Genomic DNA, 15,317 nt, shown 5'->3' on the forward strand with positions numbered 1-15,317 from the left:
TCATCGCACCGAACGCCGCATCGGGGCGCTCGAAGCTCCGGCTCAGCAGCCGGCCGGCTTGAGGACGAAGTCGGCCGTCACCGCCTGACCCTTGACCAGTTTGACGCTGCGCGTCTGGGGCTGCCAGCCGTCGCGGGCCGCGATGAGCGTGAGCGGGTTGTTCCGGCGGTCGAGCCACAGCGTGTAGTGGCCCGCGGCGTCGGTCTTGAGCGTGTAGCTCGCCGCCCAGCTGTCGACCTGCACGGTCACCGCGGCGAGCGGACCCGCCGTCGCCCCGCAGCGGGCGCCGGTGACGGTGCCGGTCAGCTTGCTCCACGTCGCGGGCGGCTTCACCGTGAACGACACGGGGATCGCGGCCACCGCCTTCGGCACCTGCGCCCCGACGACCAGCTGCGCCGTGTAGGTGCCCGGCTGCGTGATCGCCGCGACGTTCGCGTCGAGCGTCACCGTGAACGTCGCCGTCTTGCCCGGCGCGATCGTGGTCACCGACGGCGTGGTCGACAGCCACGGGATCGACACGTACTCCCCGCATTCGCCGTAGCCCGGCAGCAGCAGGTCGTGGCTGGTCGGGTTGAAGCTCGCGTTCGCCGAGCCGCCGATGCGGTAGAAGCCGCAGGTGCTGCCGCCGCGGAACAGCGTCTCGTTCGAGTTCGGCAGCGCCGACCACTGGTTGGACGCCGGGTCGTACGCGTAGCCGGCGTTCGTGAGCTCACCGTCGGCGATGCCGCCCGAGAGCAGCAACTGTCCATTCGCGACGGTCGAGGCCGAGCCCCACATCCGCACCGGCAGGTCGGCGACGCGCGACCACGTGCCCTTTTCGACGTCGAGCTGGTACGCGGTCTTCAGGTTGTCCAGGCCGCTGACTCCACCGGCACAGTAGATCGAACCGGCGATGGTGCCGCAGTTGGTCCAGCCGACCGGCGCGGGCAGCGCCGGGCCCGCCGACCACTTGTCCACCGCCGGGTCGTAGACCTGCACCCGCGTGACCCCGCAGTTGCCGCCGTCGCAGCCGCCGACCGTGTAGATCCGCCCGCCGGCCACGGCGACCCCCATCGCGGAGGTGGCCGTGGGCATCGGCGCGCCGGTGGTCCACGTGTCGGTGACGGTGTCGTAGATGTCGGTGTTCGCCACGGGGATGCTGCCGTCGGCCCAGCCGCCGGTCACGTAGATCTTCGTGCCGACGGCCGCCACCGCCGGGTTTTCCCGCGGCGTCGCGAGGTCGGCGATCGGGGTCCACGCGAGCGTGCCCGGGTCGTAGACGAAGTTCTTGGTCGTCAGCTCCGCGCCGTTGAAGCCGGTGAAGGAGTACACCTTCCCGTTCACGCTCGCCACGCCGTTGTCCATGACCTTCGTCGGGTAGTCGGCCACGGTCTGCCACGCGTCGCCGGCCGCCGAGGTCTCCGCGGGCGCGGCCTGCTTCACGTGCCCCAGCAACGGTCCCGTGCTGAAGTCGCCCTTGATCCGCTGCAGCGGCGCCGAGTGCGCCACGGCCGGGGTGAACGCGCCGGACGACGGGTTCAGCCGCACGTCCACTGGTGCCGTGCCCGTGTTGCGCACCTTGACGTTCGCGGTCGCCTGCCCTTGCCACGCCACGGTTTTGGTCACCGGCGCGGTCGTCACCTCGAGCTGGCCGGCGTCGAGCAGGAAGTCGGCCGGGGTCGCGGCGTCGGGCGCCACCACGGTCTTCTGCGTGCCCGGCACGAAGTTCGTGGCCGACGCGGTCACCAGGTGGCTGCCGGTGGCGCTGGAGAAGAACCAGTACGAGCCGTCTGCCTGCGTCGTCGCGCCCTCGCCGGGCCGGTCGACGCTGTCCACCGACGCCCCGCCGAGCGCGGCTCCGGTCACGTGGTCGTGCACCGTGCCGGTGACGAGCCCGCCGGGCACGACGTCGCACCCGTGGTCGCCGATCAGCACGTCGTCGACCTGCCACCAGAAGCCGAACAGCTGGTCGCGGTAGTGGAAACGCACCTGCACGGCCTTCTTGCCCGCCGCGCCCGGCAGCGGCACGACCTGCGTCGACGGGCCGGCGACGGTGTCGCTGCCGTGCTGCCACACGGTGGTCCAGGTGGCACCGCCGTCGGTCGTGAAGTCCACGGCCACCTGCTGGCCCTGCGTGCCCTGGTAGTCGCTCGCGAACCGCACGGTCGGGTTCGCCGTGCCGCTCAGGTCGACGACCGGGCTGACCAGCGACGTGTCCTGGTCACCGCCGATCGAGTTGCTGTCCACGGTGGCGAACGCGCCCGTGCCGCCGGTGTAGTTGTCGCGGCCGGCGGGGTTGTCGAACGCCCAGGTGGCCGCGCCGTCGCCGAGGTTGTTCACCACTTGCCACGTCGAGGGCGCCTCGAAGTCCTGCGTGTCGCCCGTGAAGCGGTTGGCGTAGCCGGGCGCACCGCAGGTCACGGGATCGATCGTGACCGAAGCGTCGTGCGTGGCGGCGGTGTCGCCGACCGGCACGGACGCGGAGCCGGGCAGGTAACCGGGGTAGTCCGGGTCGACCTGCACGCTGTAGGTCGCGCCCTCGGGCACGGTCATCGAGTACCGCCCGGTGAGCGGATCCGTCCGCACGGCCGTGGTCGGCTGCCCGGCGACCTGGACGTGCGCGGCCACCGGCCAGCCGTGGCCGCTGCCGTCGCGCACGGTCCCGCTGAGCTGAACCGAAGGCACGGAGGCCAATGTGAAGTCTGCGGTCGCGGTCTGGCCGGCTTCGACGGTCACACTGCCGACAGTGCTGTCGCGGTAGGAGAACTTGCTCGCGGTCACGGCGTAGGTGCCGACGGGGACGCCCAAGGTGTAGTGGCCTTCGGCGTCCACCGTGGTGGTGAGGTCACCCGCCTTCACCTGCGCTCCGGCCAGCGGCGCGCCCGCGGAGTCGAGGACCGTGCCGGAGACGAGGCCGGTCGCGCCGGGCGTGAAGGCCGAGATCCCCCGCGGGGTGCCCAGCCCCGTCGGCCCGTCGAAGCCGGGGCCGGCGGTGCAGAGGTACGCCGGGGCGCAGGTGCCGTTGGCGCCTTCGGTGACGTCGTTGAAGGTCGCGCCGGAGCGGTACGGCAGCGCGTTCGGGTAGGTGCCCGCTGCCGGCGCGCCCGCCAGCGCGTAGGCCGCCGCGACGATCGGCGACGACGCGCTCGTGCCACCCGCGAGGCCCCACGCGCCGTGCACGAACACGGCGACACCGGTGGCGAGGTCCGCGACCGCCGAGACATCGGCGATGGTCCGGTTGGCACAGCCGGAATCCGTCTGCACCGGGGGCTTCGGCTCGTACGCGGAACAGCCGCTGCCGGTGCCGGACCACACCGTCTCGCGCCAGCCGCGGGCGTTCGCGTCACGGTAGAGCGAGGTGCCGCCGACGGACGTCACGTGCGGCGAGGCGGCCGGGAACTGCGGGCCGTAGCCGTAGTCGCCGGAGCTCGCGGTGACCACGACGCCGGGGTGGTCGTAGTAGGCCTCGTCGAGGTCGAGCTCGGCCGGGTCCTCGTCGGCGCCGTAGCTGTTGGACACGAACTTCGCCCCCATGGCGACGGCCTGGTTCACCGCGGCGCCCATGTTCGGCACCAGTGAGTCGTCGGCCTCGACGAGCAGGATGTGGCAGCGCGGGCAGACGGCCGAGACCATGTCCAGGTCGAGCATCGTCTCCTGCTGCCAGCCCGTGTTCCCCGCCGGGAAGTCCTGGCCGCCGCGCTGGTCCACGCGCGTGAAGCAGCCGTTCGCGACCGTGCACGGGGGCAGGCCGAACTGCGCGCGGTACACGCCCATCTCGGCTTCCGCGTCGGGGGTGTCGTAGGCGTCGACGATCGCGACCGTCATCCCGTCGCCGCCCGTGGCGGTCGGGAGCTCGTACGCGCCGGCGAGGTCCGCCGGGCCGTAGCCCTGCGGGGCCGCGGCGCGCTGCATCCCGTGCGCGTCGCCGCGGAACAGCGCGAAGCACGTGACCTCACCGGGTTTCGGCTGCTCGGGGCACGCCTTGCGCCCGACCACCGGCGCCGCCGGGGCTCCGGTGGCGGCCGGCGCGGCCTGGGCCGCGGCCGGCACCACCGCGAACGCGACCACCGCCAGGAGGAACGTGAGGAGGATCTTCAGTGCCGCTTTGGCGAACGACATGCGCGTCCCTTTCGCTGACGAACCGCGGTCGGCTGCTCACCCGACGTCGCGGAATTCTGGCAGCGCCATCCCGTGAGCGATCACGCCCGAACGGACAGAAAGCCGGACAGGATCAGGGTTTTCCCGCTGTCCGGGACCTCCGCGCGGCGAACAGAGCAATGGTTCAGACCATTGAGGGCAGCGCGTTCGCGCTCCCTCGTGACGGTGGACAACGACGAGACAAGGCATGATCGCGCGGACGGGCCCGGAGAGAGGACGGCGAGGCATGCGGATGGACCTGACGCGGTGGACGGTGCGGGCGACCGGCGACCTGGGCGAGGTGCCCGCCGAGCTCGTGGACACGCTGCGCGCCGGGGTGCCGGCGACCGTGCCCGGCTCGGTGCACACCGACCTGCTTGCCGCCGGCCTGATCCCGGACCCGTACCTCGACCGCAACGAGGACCTCGTGCAGTGGATCGGGCTCACGGACTGGCGCTACGAGACCGAGTTCGACCGCCCGGACGCCCCCGGCGTGGCCGCGCTCGCGTTCGACGGCCTCGACACCGTCGCGGAGATCGAGCTCAACGGCCGCGTGCTCGGCGAGACCGAGAACATGCACCGCTCCTACCGCTTCCCGACCGGCGAGCTGCGGCCCGAGGGCAACGAGCTGTCGGTCACCTTCACCTCCGCCGTGCGCTACGCCCGCGCCCGCGCCGAGGCCCACCCGCTGCCGCGCACCAACGACGGCGAGCCGTCGAACTTCATCCGCAAGATGGCCTGCAACTTCGGCTGGGACTGGGGCCCGTCGCTCGTCACCGCCGGTCTCTGGCGCCCGGCGCGCCTGGAGGTCACCACGGGCCGGCTCGCGTCGGTCCGCCCGGTGATCACCGTCGACGGCACCGACGGCGTGGTCACTGTCCACACCGAGGTCGAGGGCGAAGGCACCGTGCGCATCCGCGTGGCCGGCGTCGAGGCGACCGGCGACACCGCGCGCGTGCCGTCGCCCGAGCTGTGGTGGCCGCACACGCTCGGCGAGCAGCCGCTGTACCCACTGGAGGTGACGCTCGAGGCCGCCGACGGCACCGTGCTCGACACCTGGACCCGCGAGATCGGCTTCCGCACCGTCGCGCTCGACACCACCGACGGCGCGTTCACCCTGTCGGTCAACGGCACCCCCCTGTTCGTCCGCGGCGCCAACTGGATCCCCGACGACTGCTTCCCCCACCGCGTCGACGCGCGGCGCTACGCCCGGCGCATCGAGCAGGCCAAGGACGTGAACATCGACCTCCTGCGCGTGTGGGGCGGCGGGATCTTCGAGAGCGACGAGTTCTACGCCGAGTGCGACCGCGAGGGCGTGCTGGTGTGGCAGGACTTCCTGTTCGCCTGCCTGCCCTACCCCGAGGACGTGCTGGCCGACGAGGTCGAGGCCGAGGCGCGCGAGAACGTGGTCCGGCTCGCGCCGCACCCGTCGCTGGTGCTGTGGTGCGGCAACAACGAGAACTACCTCGGCTGGTTCCACTGGGACTGGCAGGAGCGCCTGGCCGGGCAGCCCTGGGGCGCCACGTTCTACGAGAAGCTGCTGCCCGCGGTCGTCGGCGAGCTGGACCCGACGCGGCCGTACGTGCCGGGCAGCCCGTGGGCGCTCTCGCCGGAGCGCGACGCGCTGGACCCCGACCACGGCTGCCAGCACGTGTGGGACATGTGGAACGAGCGCGACTACCTCGGCTACCGCGACACCGTGCCGCGGTTCGTGTCCGAGTTCGGCTGGCAGGCACCGCCGGCGTTCGCGACGCTCACCGAGGCCGTGCACGACGAGCCGCTCGCCGCCGACTCCCCCGGCGTGCTGCACCACCAGAAAGCCTTCGACGGCAACGGAAAGCTCGCCCGCGGCCTCGCCCCGCACTTCGCCGAGCCGGAGACGTTCGACGACTGGCACTTCCTCAACCAGGTCAACCAGGCACGCGCGATCCGGCTGGCCGTGGAGCACTACCGCTCGCACGCGCCGCGCTGCATGGGCGCGATCGTGTGGCAGCTCAACGACTGCTGGCCCGTCACGTCGTGGGCCGCGGTCGACGGCGCCGGGCGGCCGAAGCCGCTGTGGTACACGCTGCGCGAGGTCTACGCCGACGAGCTGCTCACGATCCAGCCGCGCCCCGAAGGCCTCACCGTCTTCGCGCTCGGCTTCGCCCCGGAGACGGTCGACGTGCGGCGGATGTCCGTGACCGGCGAGGAGCTGGCGTCGGCCTCGGTCGCGCCCGGCACCGCGCTGGGTCCCGAGTTCGCGGCCGGCGACCCGGCGCGCGAGTTCCTCGTGGCCGACGCCGGCGACGAGCGCGCGTTCTGGTTCTTCGCCGAGGACAAGGACATCGCCTACCCCCAGGCCGAGTTCACGCAGTCCGTCACGGGCTTCGACGGCGGCTACGAGGTCACGGTCGTCGCCGACACCCTCATGCGCGACATCTGCCTGTTCCCCGACCGCCTCGCCCCCGACGCGACCGTGGACTTCGCCCTCGTGACCCTGCTGCCCGGCGAGTCCGCGACGTTCACCGTCGAGACCGGGGCCACGCTCCAGCCGGGTGCGCTGACGTCGGCTCCCGTGCTGCGCTGGGTTGAGTGAGCCGCAGGTCACAAGGCCTTAGATACAAGCTTGGACGCATGCTAGCTTCGCAGGCGTGACACCTGCCAAGTACACCGCGCCCGGCGCTGCCGACCGCGCGTACCGGCTCACGAAGGAGCTCGTCCTCACGGGCGAGCTCCCCGGTGGGCACCTGTTCAGCGAAGGGGAGATCGCCGAGCGGCTCGGGGTGAGCCGCACGCCCGTGCGCGAGGCGTTCCTGCGCCTGCAGGTCGAGGGGTTCCTCAACCTGATCCCGAAGCGCGGCGCCGTGGTGGTGCCCGTGCCGCCGGGTGAGGCCGAGGACGTGCTCGACGCGCGGGAGGCCGTGGAGGGCGCGGCCGTGCGTCGCCTCGTGCGCCGGCCCGACCTCATCCCGGACGCGCTGGAGCAGCTGCGCGGGGTGCTAGACATCCAGCGCGGCCACGCGGGCTCCGGTGATCTGCACGGCTTCGCCGAGGCCGACGAACTGTTCCACCGCACCATCGTCGCGGCCGGCGGCAACGCGTTGCTGCTCGACTTCTACGCCACGCTCGCCGACCGGCAGCGCCGAATGAACGTGCACGCGCTGCGCCCGATCCCGGACGTGCTGCCCGTGGTGCTGCGCGAACACGAAGACCTGCTCGGCATCATCGAGCGCGCCGACGGCGACGCGTTCGGCCCGGCGCTGCGCGCCCACCTCGACCTGGTGCACCGCCGATGACCGCCACCGCCGAAAGCACCCCGCTCCCCCGCGAAGCCACCGCGCGCCCGGCCTGGTTCGGCGCCGCCGCCGCGGTGTTCGTCGTCGGCTGGGGCGGCAACCAGTTCACGCCGCTGCTGGTGATGTACAAGGAAGCCGGCTACTCCACCTTCACCGTCGACGCGCTGCTGGGCGCATACGTGATCGGGCTGGTGCCCGGTCTGCTGCTCTCGGGTGGACTGTCCAATCGCTACGGTCGCCGGCCTGTGATGCTCGCCGGCACCGTGCTGTCGCTGCTCGCGAGCGTGCTGATCGCGCTCGGCCCGGAAGGCGCCGGCTGGATCGCCGCGGGCCGGTTCCTCACCGGCGTGGCCGTGTCGGTCGCGATGGCGGTGGGCTCCACGTGGATCAAGGAGCTCGCCGACGCCGACCCGCGTGGCGCGGCCGACCTCGGCACCCGGCGCGCGGCCCTGTGCCTCACCCTCGGGCTCGGCATCGGACCCGGTGCCGCGGGGGTGCTCGCGCAGTGGGGGCCGTGGCCGATGGTACTGCCCTTCGCCGTCCACATCGGACTGGCCCTGCTCGCCCTGCCGTTCATCCCGCGCAGCCCGGAGACGCTCGGCGTCGAAAGCCGCAAACCGGCACTGAGCCGGCTGCCCGTGACGACCCGGCACCCGCGGTTCCGCCGGATCATCCTGCCGATGGCGCCGTGGATCTTCGGCTCGTGCGGTGTCGCGTACGCGATCATGCCGCAGCTGGTGCAGGACAAACTCGGTTCGTGGTCACTCGCCTACTCAACGCTGCTGACGGTGTGCGCGATCGGCGCGGGCGTCGGGATCCAGCCGATCGCCAAACGCGTGGACCGGACCACCAGCGCCCGCGCGGTGCTCACCGGAATGGCCGTGATGTGCACTGGTCTGGTCCTCGCCGCCGTGGCCGCGGACCTGCGTTCGCCGTGGCTCGCGCTGCTCACGGCCGTGGTGCTCGGCACCGCGTACGGCATCGTCGTGGTATCCGGACTGCTGGAGCTGCAACGGCTCGCGCGACCCGCGGAAATCGCCCAGCTGACCGGGGTCTACTACGCGCTGGCCTACATCGGGTTCCTGCTGCCGTCGCTGCTCGCGGCGCTCAGCGGGTTCGCGAGCTACCCGATGTTGCTCGGCTGCCTCGCCGTGGTGGCGTTCGCGGGGACACTGACAGTTGCCCGAAACTCCCGTAGTCACCTTCCCGTGACCTGAGCGAGAATTCGCTTCACCGACAAATGGGACGCCGATTCCGGGCATTCCGGAAATGGTGTCCCATTTGCGTGGATATCTTCACCACTATTGTCGCTTGTGGATCGTCGAGGTGCGCGAAATAGTTCTCCGGCATGGGAAATCGGGCCGGCACGACCGTGCCCGATTTTGTCGGGGCCAGTAACTTTCGAACCCTTCGAGAAGGAAGTGGGAGCTGCACATGCGGCGTTCCTCGCGATCCGTTCGCGCGCTAGTCATAGCCGCGACAGGCGGTCTGGCACTGGCCGGGGTCACCCAGCTCGGCAGTCAGGCCGCCGTCGCCGCGCCCACCGCTCAGGCGAGCACCGCACCGCAATCGGTGATCGTGGTCCTCAAGGACCAGCTGCCCGACGCGCCGGCCACCAAGGCGGCTTCGGGCACCCGGCGGGCGAAGGCGACCCAGCAGCAGGAGTCGGTGCTGGCCAAGCTGGCCGGCACGGCGCCGGCCAAGGTCAAGCACTTCGCGCTGGGCAACGCGTTCTCCGCCACGGTGACGCCGGACCAGGTGGCGCAGCTGGCGGCCGACCCGGCCGTGGCGCAGGTGCTGCCGGACAGCAAGGTCACGCTGCCCGACACCAACCCCTCGGGGAAGAACGCCGACGCCGGCGCGCCCCAGGCCGGTGGCGGCACGGCGCAGAACCAGGACCCGAACGCGATCTGCCCGACCGACCCGGCGAAGCCGTTGCTGGAGCCCGAGGCGCTGACCTCGATCCACGCGTACAGCACCGACGGGTCCAAGGCCGCTTCGGACCTCGCCGACGGCTCGGGCGTGAAGGTCGCGTTCCTCGCGGACAACATGGACCCGAACTACGCGGACTTCATCCGTCCCGACGGATCCCACGTCTTCTCCGACTACCAGGACTTCTCCGGTGACGGTCCCAGCACGACCGACGCCGGCGCCGAGGCCTTCGGTGACGCGTCGTCCATCGCCGCGCAGGGCGTGGTGGTGCACGACCTGTCGAAGTTCGTGAACGAGAAGCACCCGCTGCCCGCGGGCTGCAACATCGTGGTGAAGGGCGTTTCGCCGGGCGCGAGCCTGGTGGGGCTCAACGTGTTCGGCTCCACCGCCACGAACTCCGCGGTGCTGCAGGCGATCGACTACGCGGTGACCGTCGACCACGTCGACGTGATCAACGAGTCGCTGGGCCTGAACCAGTACCCGGACGCGAGCTCGCGCAACCTGTTCCAGGTGTTCAACGACGAGGCCGTGGCCGCGGGCGTCACCGTCACCGCCTCCAGCGGCGACGCGGGCATCACCTCGACCATCGGCAGCCCGGCCACCGACCCGCTGGTGATCTCCGCCGGCGCGACCACGGACAACCGGCTCTACGCGCAGACCACCTACGCGGCTTTCCCGTTCTCCAACGGGAAGTGGACGAGCGACAACATCTCCGCGCTGTCGTCGTCCGGCATCACGCAGAACGGGCGCACCATCGACCTGGTGGCCCCGGGCGAGGGCAACTGGGCCGACTGCGCGCCCGCGTACGCGGAATGCCGCGACTTCAAGACCGTGCCGCAGCCGACGGACCTCGAGTCCTTCGGTGGCACCAGTGAAGCGGCCCCGCTGACCGCGGGTGTCGCGGCGCTGGTGATCCAGGCCTACCGCGGCACCCACCACGGCGCTTCGCCGACGCCCGCGCAGGTGAAGCAGTTCATCACCGGCACCACGCGCGACCTCGGCCTGCCCGCCGACGAGCAGGGCTCCGGCCTGCTCGACGCGCACGCGGCCGTGGAGGCGGCGCTGACCTCGCCCGGCACTTCCGGTGCCCCGGCGGGTGTCTCGTCGAACATCGCCCTGTCGGCCGACCAGCTCACGCTGGAAGGCGCGCCGGGCAGCACGCAGAAGGCCACGGTCAACGTGACCAACGTCGGCACCAAGCCGCTGACGGTCACGGCGGGCACGCGCTCGTTCGCGCCGCTTTCGGCGCAGACGCAGACCACCGCGTTCGATTCGACGAAGCTGCCCACGTTCCCGTACTACAACGGCACGGACTGGGCGTACAAGAAGGTCACCTTCTCCGTGCCGGCCGGTGCGCAGCGCCTGCTCGCGCGGATGGCCTGGCAGGGCAGCGCGAAGACCGTGAACGGCCAGTCGGTGACGCCGGTCGTGCGCGTGTCGCTGCTGGCGCCGGACGGCACGTTCGTCGCCAACAGCCGCCCGCAGGGTGGCGCGGCAACGGCGAACTACGCCAATGTGGACGTCACGCGCCCGGTCGCGGGCACGTGGACCGCGGTGCTGTACTCGGCGGGTGGCCCGACCGGCTACACCGGGAACATCCAGCTCGCCACGTCGACGCAGCGGGCGATCCCGTACGGCCAGGTCTCCCCGGCCGTGCTGTCGCTGAAGCCGGGCCAGACCAAGCCGGTCAAGGTGTCGCTGCAGACCCCGGCGACCGGGGGCGACGCGGACTACTCGATCACGTTCGGCAGCTCCGACGGCCACCAGACCACCGTGTCCGCCGTGCTGCGCGCCCTGATCCCGACCAAGAACGGCACGGGTTCCTTCGGCGGCACGATCACGGGCGGCAACGCGCGGGCGGTCTCGCCGGCGCAGACGTTCAGCTACGAGTTCGACGTGCCCAAGGGCAAGAAGGACCTCGACGTCGCGGTGAAGCTGCAGGACCCGGGCACCGTCGTCGACGGTGTGCTCGTGGACCCGAACGGTGAGCTCGCCGATGTGAACAGCAACGTGTTCCTCAGCTCCGCGGCCCAGCTGTCGCAGGGCACCACGCTGCAGCTCACGGACGCGAACCCGCTGGCGGGCCGCTGGCACTTCGTGGTCGTGGTGCAGAACCCGGTGACGGGCAAGCAGATCGAGCAGCCGTTCACCGGCACGGTGGGCTTCGACCAGGTCGTGGTGAGCGCTCCGGCGCTGCCGAACTCGGCCTCGAAGAAGCTGGCCGCCGGCCAGGCCGTCAAGGTGCCGGTGACGGTGCGCAACACCGGTGTCGAGCCGATCGCGATCGGCGTGGACGCGCGGACGAACGCGCAGCAGACCCTGCAGCCGCAGCCCGTCCAGGGCTCGGCCGAGGTCGACCTGCCCGAGCTCGGCGCCAACGCGCCGGTCTACTCGATCCCGCCGGACACGAGCAAGTTCACCGTCGCGACGTCGTCTTCGGTGCCGGCTCAGGTGGAGCTGCAGGGTTCCGCCGCGGGCATCGACGTGCTCGGTGACCTGAAGGCCGCGCAGGCCGGCAGCACCGTGTCCGTCGCGACGATCGGCGAGAAGCAGGGCTACGTCACCAAGGGCATCTGGTTCGCCGACGTGCAGGAGATCGGTCCGTTCGGCCCGTCGGGTGCCCCGACCGGCCACGCCTCCTACACGGCGTCGATCAAGACCGCGGGCTTCGACTCCGCGGTGACGTCGTCCACCGGCGACCCGTACGACCAGTCCGTGGACCCCAACGGCACGGGCGGTACGCCGCTACTCGTCCAGCCGGGCCAGACGGTGACCGTCGACGTGACGATCACGCCGTCGGGCAAGCGCGGCGCGTCGGTGACCGGCCACCTCAACCTGGTGACCGTGCCGACCCTCCCGACCGGCGCGACGGGCCTCCCGCAGGTCGGCACCGGTGAAGTGATCGCGACGCTGCCCTACAGCTACAAGATCGGCTGAGTGTCGCAGTAGGACAACCGGGCCGTCAGTCCTTTCCGGACTGACGGCCCGGTTTTCTTTGCTCGCAGGGGAAAGATCACTCCGCCGATTCCGCGGCTCTGCGCCGGTTGGCGTTGAAGCGCGCCTTCTTCTGACGATTCCCGCACGTGTTCATGTCACACCACCTGCGGGTGCGGCTCTGACTGGTGTCGAAGAAGGCCGCTTGGCAGGTCGGCGACGCGCACAAGGCCAGTTTTCCGTCTCGTTCACCCGAGATGATGCTGATCGCGTCGGCGGCGATCACGCTGAGGGCATCTTCCACGGAGGAAGCCGAGCCGAGCCGCCAGCGCCGCTCACCGTCGAGGGTGAGGACGGCCGCGGCCCGGCCCTGAGCACTGCGGTCGTTGATGACCTGGACAGCCGACGCGGGGAGAGTGTCCTGGATCGCGGCCGCTGTCGCGGCGGCGTGGATCGACTCCCTCAGCTCCCGGGCGAGTGCGAGCTGGGCGGTGGTGCAGGAGTCCACGGCGAGGCCGTTCACCGCCAGCCAGTCGACGAGCCGCTGCGGCGTGGGAATGCGCTCCACGGCGTCGCCACGACGCTCCGTGAGAGTCCCCGTGAAGCTGGTCGCCAGCACGGTACCGAGGCGAAAGTCGGGGTACTCGGCACGCATGGAACCACCTTAGCAGGTTGCGTCTGGGCACCGAGGGCTGCTAGAACCATCTAAGCCGGTTCCGCGATGGCAGGAGGTCTCATGCCCCGTCCCACGAGCGACGTGCAAGCATTCGAAGCCCGCGCAACGGACGCCGAACTCGACGATCTGCGCGCGCGGCTGGCCGCGGCGCGGCTACCGGAGGCCGAGACGGTCCATCGCGCCGCGCCCGGCCCTCGCCGCTGGGACCAGGGTGTTCCCCTCGCCGATCTCGTCGACGTCGTCGACTACTGGCGCACCGGGTACGACTGGCGGTCGTTCGAAGAGCGTCTCGACCGGATCGGCCAGTTCCGCACGACCATCGACGGTCTGGGCATCCACTTCCTGCACCGCCGATCCACGCGCGCGGATGCCACTCCCCTGGTCTTGACGCACGGCTGGCCCGGCAGCATCGCCGAGTTCGTCGACGTCGTGGACGAACTGGCCGATCCACCGGACGCCGACGCGCCGGCGTTCCACGTCGTGGTCCCCTCGCTGCCGGGCTTCGGTTACAGCGACAAGCCGGCCGACATCGGGTGGGGAACCGAAAAGATCGCGGCCGCCTGGGTGGAATTGATGGGACGGCTCGGCTACCCCAGGTTCGCCGCCCAGGGCGGCGACTGGGGAGGCAACATCACCACGGTGCTCGGCGGCAGGTTCCCGGCGCACGTTCTCGGCATCCACACGACGTTCGCGGAGGGGCCGCCCGGGCTGACCACGGACGGACTGACGGCGGTCGAGCGCCGGTGGGCCGAGGAAACCCGCCATTTCTGGCGCCACCGCGCGGCCTACGCGAAGCAGCAGGCGACCCGGCCGCAGACCATCGGCTACTCGCTCGTCGACTCACCGGTCGGGCTTCTCGCCTGGATCCTCGACAAGTTCGCCGAGTGGTCGGACACCGAAGACAGCCCGTTCGAGACGATTTCCCGAGACCGCGTTCTCGACGACGTCACCCTGTACTGGCTGACGCGGACCGGCGCGTCGGCGGCTCGCATCTACTACGAAAGCCACAACTCGCTGGACCCCGAGCTCCGGGTCGACGTCCCGTCGGCGATCAGCATGTATCCCCGCGACATCGAGAAGTGTCCGCGCGCCTGGGCACAGGAACGGTACCGGCAGATCGTCCGATGGCGCTCGCCCGAAGCCGGGGGACATTTCCCGTCACTGGAAGTTCCCGGATATTTCGTCAAAGACGTCCAAGAGGGCCTCGCGGCAGTGCTGGCCGCCGCTCGGTGAACGAGGCCGGGTGCCGGCACTCGCAGCGGTTGCTTTCCGCCGGCCCTTCGATCAGCCCGTGGCCGCGGCGTGGCAGGCGCCGAACCCCTCCGCGCGGCGCACCACACGCCCGGAAGTGATGCGCACGGCCGTCTCCGTCGCGTCGCTCACCGCCGAGACGCCGGCTGCCGACGCGACCGCGCCGGTGTCGTCGCGCAGTACCTGCAGCCGCGGCCAGGCCGAAGCCGGGAAAGCCCGGCGCAGGTGACCGCGCAGCCGGGCGAGCGCGAGATGCGTCAACGGCGCCAGCTCCGGCGCCGAACCGGTGACCACGGCGACCGTCACCGTGGCGGCCGAAGGTGCGGCTCGCACGGCCTCCTCCGCGGCGGAAAGCCGGTGCAGCCCGAGAATCGCGACCACGCCGTCGCCGGAGAGCTCGGCCGGCCGCGCCCGCAGCGAGTCGAACGCGGCGGGCGGCACCCAAGGCTCGTCCACGGACTGCGCGTGCGCCACGATCGGCGGCACCGCGGGCCACGTGTCGGCCAGCCCCAGCGCCGGCAGGGCTTCGCAGGCGCGCACGACGTTGAACGGTTCCCCGAAACCCGGTGCGGCGCCGGCAAGGTCGGTGGCACCGTGCAATGTGGTCAGCGCGAGTTCGGCGACGCGCACGAGGCGGCCGGCGGACGGGGCGAGCCGCTCGAGGGCCAGTCCGAGGACGACGGCTTCGAAGCGCAACAGCTGGGCGTACGGGCGGTGGGTGAGCTCGTCGGCGAGGATCTCCGGCCCGAGGTCCACGCCGAGGCGTGAGCCGGGGTCGGTGGCGAGCGGCAGGCGGGCGACCCAGGCGCGGGCGAGGGCGCCCAGTGCCTCCGCGGCGGTGAGGCCGGGGTCCGAAGCCGGGGGCTCGGCGGCCACGCGCTCGGCCTCCTCCGCGAGCACGGCGAAGTACAGCGCTCGTTTGCCGGGGAAGTTCGAGTAGACGGCGCCGCGGGTGAGCTCGGCGCGTTCGGCGATCACGTCGATCTTCGCCTCGCGGAAGCCGCGTTCGGTGAACTCGTCGCGCGCGGCGGCGAGCACCTTCGCGCGGTTGAGCTCCTGAGCCTCCGCTCTGGTCAGCCGGGCCATCGTCCTCCTCGTGCTCCCGTGCTGGTCAGGATAGCGCCCGCGTA

At 71.5% G+C, this 15,317-nt stretch carries 8 protein-coding genes; 5 read left to right on the forward strand and 3 right to left on the reverse strand.

All coding sequences use genetic code 11. The features are described 5' to 3' along the window. Positions 1-42: 42 nt before the first annotated feature. Positions 43-4,098 carry a carboxypeptidase regulatory-like domain-containing protein gene (locus AB0K15_RS06805; RefSeq protein WP_364046369.1) on the reverse strand — a complete coding sequence of 1,352 codons (4,056 nt, stop codon included), beginning with the start codon at positions 4,096-4,098 and terminating at the stop codon, positions 43-45. 265 nt (positions 4,099-4,363) lie between these two features. Here AB0K15_RS06805 and AB0K15_RS06810 point away from each other — a divergent pair, with 265 nt between their 5' ends. The 4 genes from AB0K15_RS06810 to AB0K15_RS06825 all read left to right on the forward strand — a co-directional run bounded on the left by AB0K15_RS06810 (position 4,364) and on the right by AB0K15_RS06825 (position 12,263). Further along, on the forward strand, positions 4,364-6,694 hold the full coding sequence (locus tag AB0K15_RS06810; protein ID WP_364046371.1) for a glycoside hydrolase family 2 protein: 2,331 nt from the start codon (positions 4,364-4,366) through the stop codon (positions 6,692-6,694). A gap of 55 nt (positions 6,695-6,749) precedes the next feature. Then, positions 6,750-7,394, forward strand: a complete 645-nt coding sequence (locus AB0K15_RS06815) for a GntR family transcriptional regulator (protein WP_364046373.1) — start codon at positions 6,750-6,752, stop codon at positions 7,392-7,394. Next, a complete protein-coding gene (locus tag AB0K15_RS06820) occupies positions 7,391-8,611 on the forward strand; it encodes an MFS transporter (RefSeq protein WP_364046375.1) in 1,221 nt (406 codons plus the stop codon). Before AB0K15_RS06815 ends, AB0K15_RS06820 begins: the two co-directional genes overlap by 4 nt. Before the next feature lie 217 nt (positions 8,612-8,828). Continuing rightward, on the forward strand, positions 8,829-12,263 hold the full coding sequence (locus AB0K15_RS06825) for a S8 family serine peptidase (protein ID WP_364046377.1): 3,435 nt from the start codon (positions 8,829-8,831) through the stop codon (positions 12,261-12,263). Positions 12,264-12,339: 76 nt separating this feature from the next. Here the strand turns inward: AB0K15_RS06825 and AB0K15_RS06830 are convergent, their stop codons facing one another. Further along, positions 12,340-12,915: a CGNR zinc finger domain-containing protein gene (locus AB0K15_RS06830; RefSeq protein WP_364046379.1), complete on the reverse strand. Its 576-nt coding sequence runs from the start codon at positions 12,913-12,915 to the stop codon at positions 12,340-12,342. 81 nt (positions 12,916-12,996) lie between these two features. Here AB0K15_RS06830 and AB0K15_RS06835 point away from each other — a divergent pair, with 81 nt between their 5' ends. Beyond that, complete coding sequence (locus tag AB0K15_RS06835; protein ID WP_364046381.1) at positions 12,997-14,169, forward strand: epoxide hydrolase; 1,173 nt, start codon at positions 12,997-12,999, stop codon at positions 14,167-14,169. A 51-nt stretch (positions 14,170-14,220) separates the two neighbouring features. Here AB0K15_RS06835 and AB0K15_RS06840 read toward each other — a convergent pair whose 3' ends face one another. Further along, a complete protein-coding gene (locus AB0K15_RS06840) occupies positions 14,221-15,273 on the reverse strand; it encodes a helix-turn-helix domain-containing protein (protein ID WP_364046383.1) in 1,053 nt (350 codons plus the stop codon). Positions 15,274-15,317: the final 44 nt, after the last annotated feature.

Source organism: Amycolatopsis sp. NPDC049253 (assembly GCF_040678995.1).
Lineage (GTDB): Bacteria > Actinomycetota > Actinomycetes > Mycobacteriales > Pseudonocardiaceae > Amycolatopsis.

Coding starts and splice junctions, on each gene's coding strand:
- AB0K15_RS06840 (WP_364046383.1), bottom strand. CDS start 15,273: ATGGCCCGGCTGACCAGAGCGGAGGCTCAGGAGCTCAACCGCGCGAAG.
- AB0K15_RS06835 (WP_364046381.1), top strand. CDS start 12,997: ATGCCCCGTCCCACGAGCGACGTGCAAGCATTCGAAGCCCGCGCAACG.
- AB0K15_RS06820 (WP_364046375.1), top strand. CDS start 7,391: ATGACCGCCACCGCCGAAAGCACCCCGCTCCCCCGCGAAGCCACCGCG.
- AB0K15_RS06810 (WP_364046371.1), top strand. CDS start 4,364: ATGCGGATGGACCTGACGCGGTGGACGGTGCGGGCGACCGGCGACCTG.
- AB0K15_RS06825 (WP_364046377.1), top strand. CDS start 8,829: ATGCGGCGTTCCTCGCGATCCGTTCGCGCGCTAGTCATAGCCGCGACA.
- AB0K15_RS06805 (WP_364046369.1), bottom strand. CDS start 4,098: ATGTCGTTCGCCAAAGCGGCACTGAAGATCCTCCTCACGTTCCTCCTG.
- AB0K15_RS06830 (WP_364046379.1), bottom strand. CDS start 12,915: ATGCGTGCCGAGTACCCCGACTTTCGCCTCGGTACCGTGCTGGCGACC.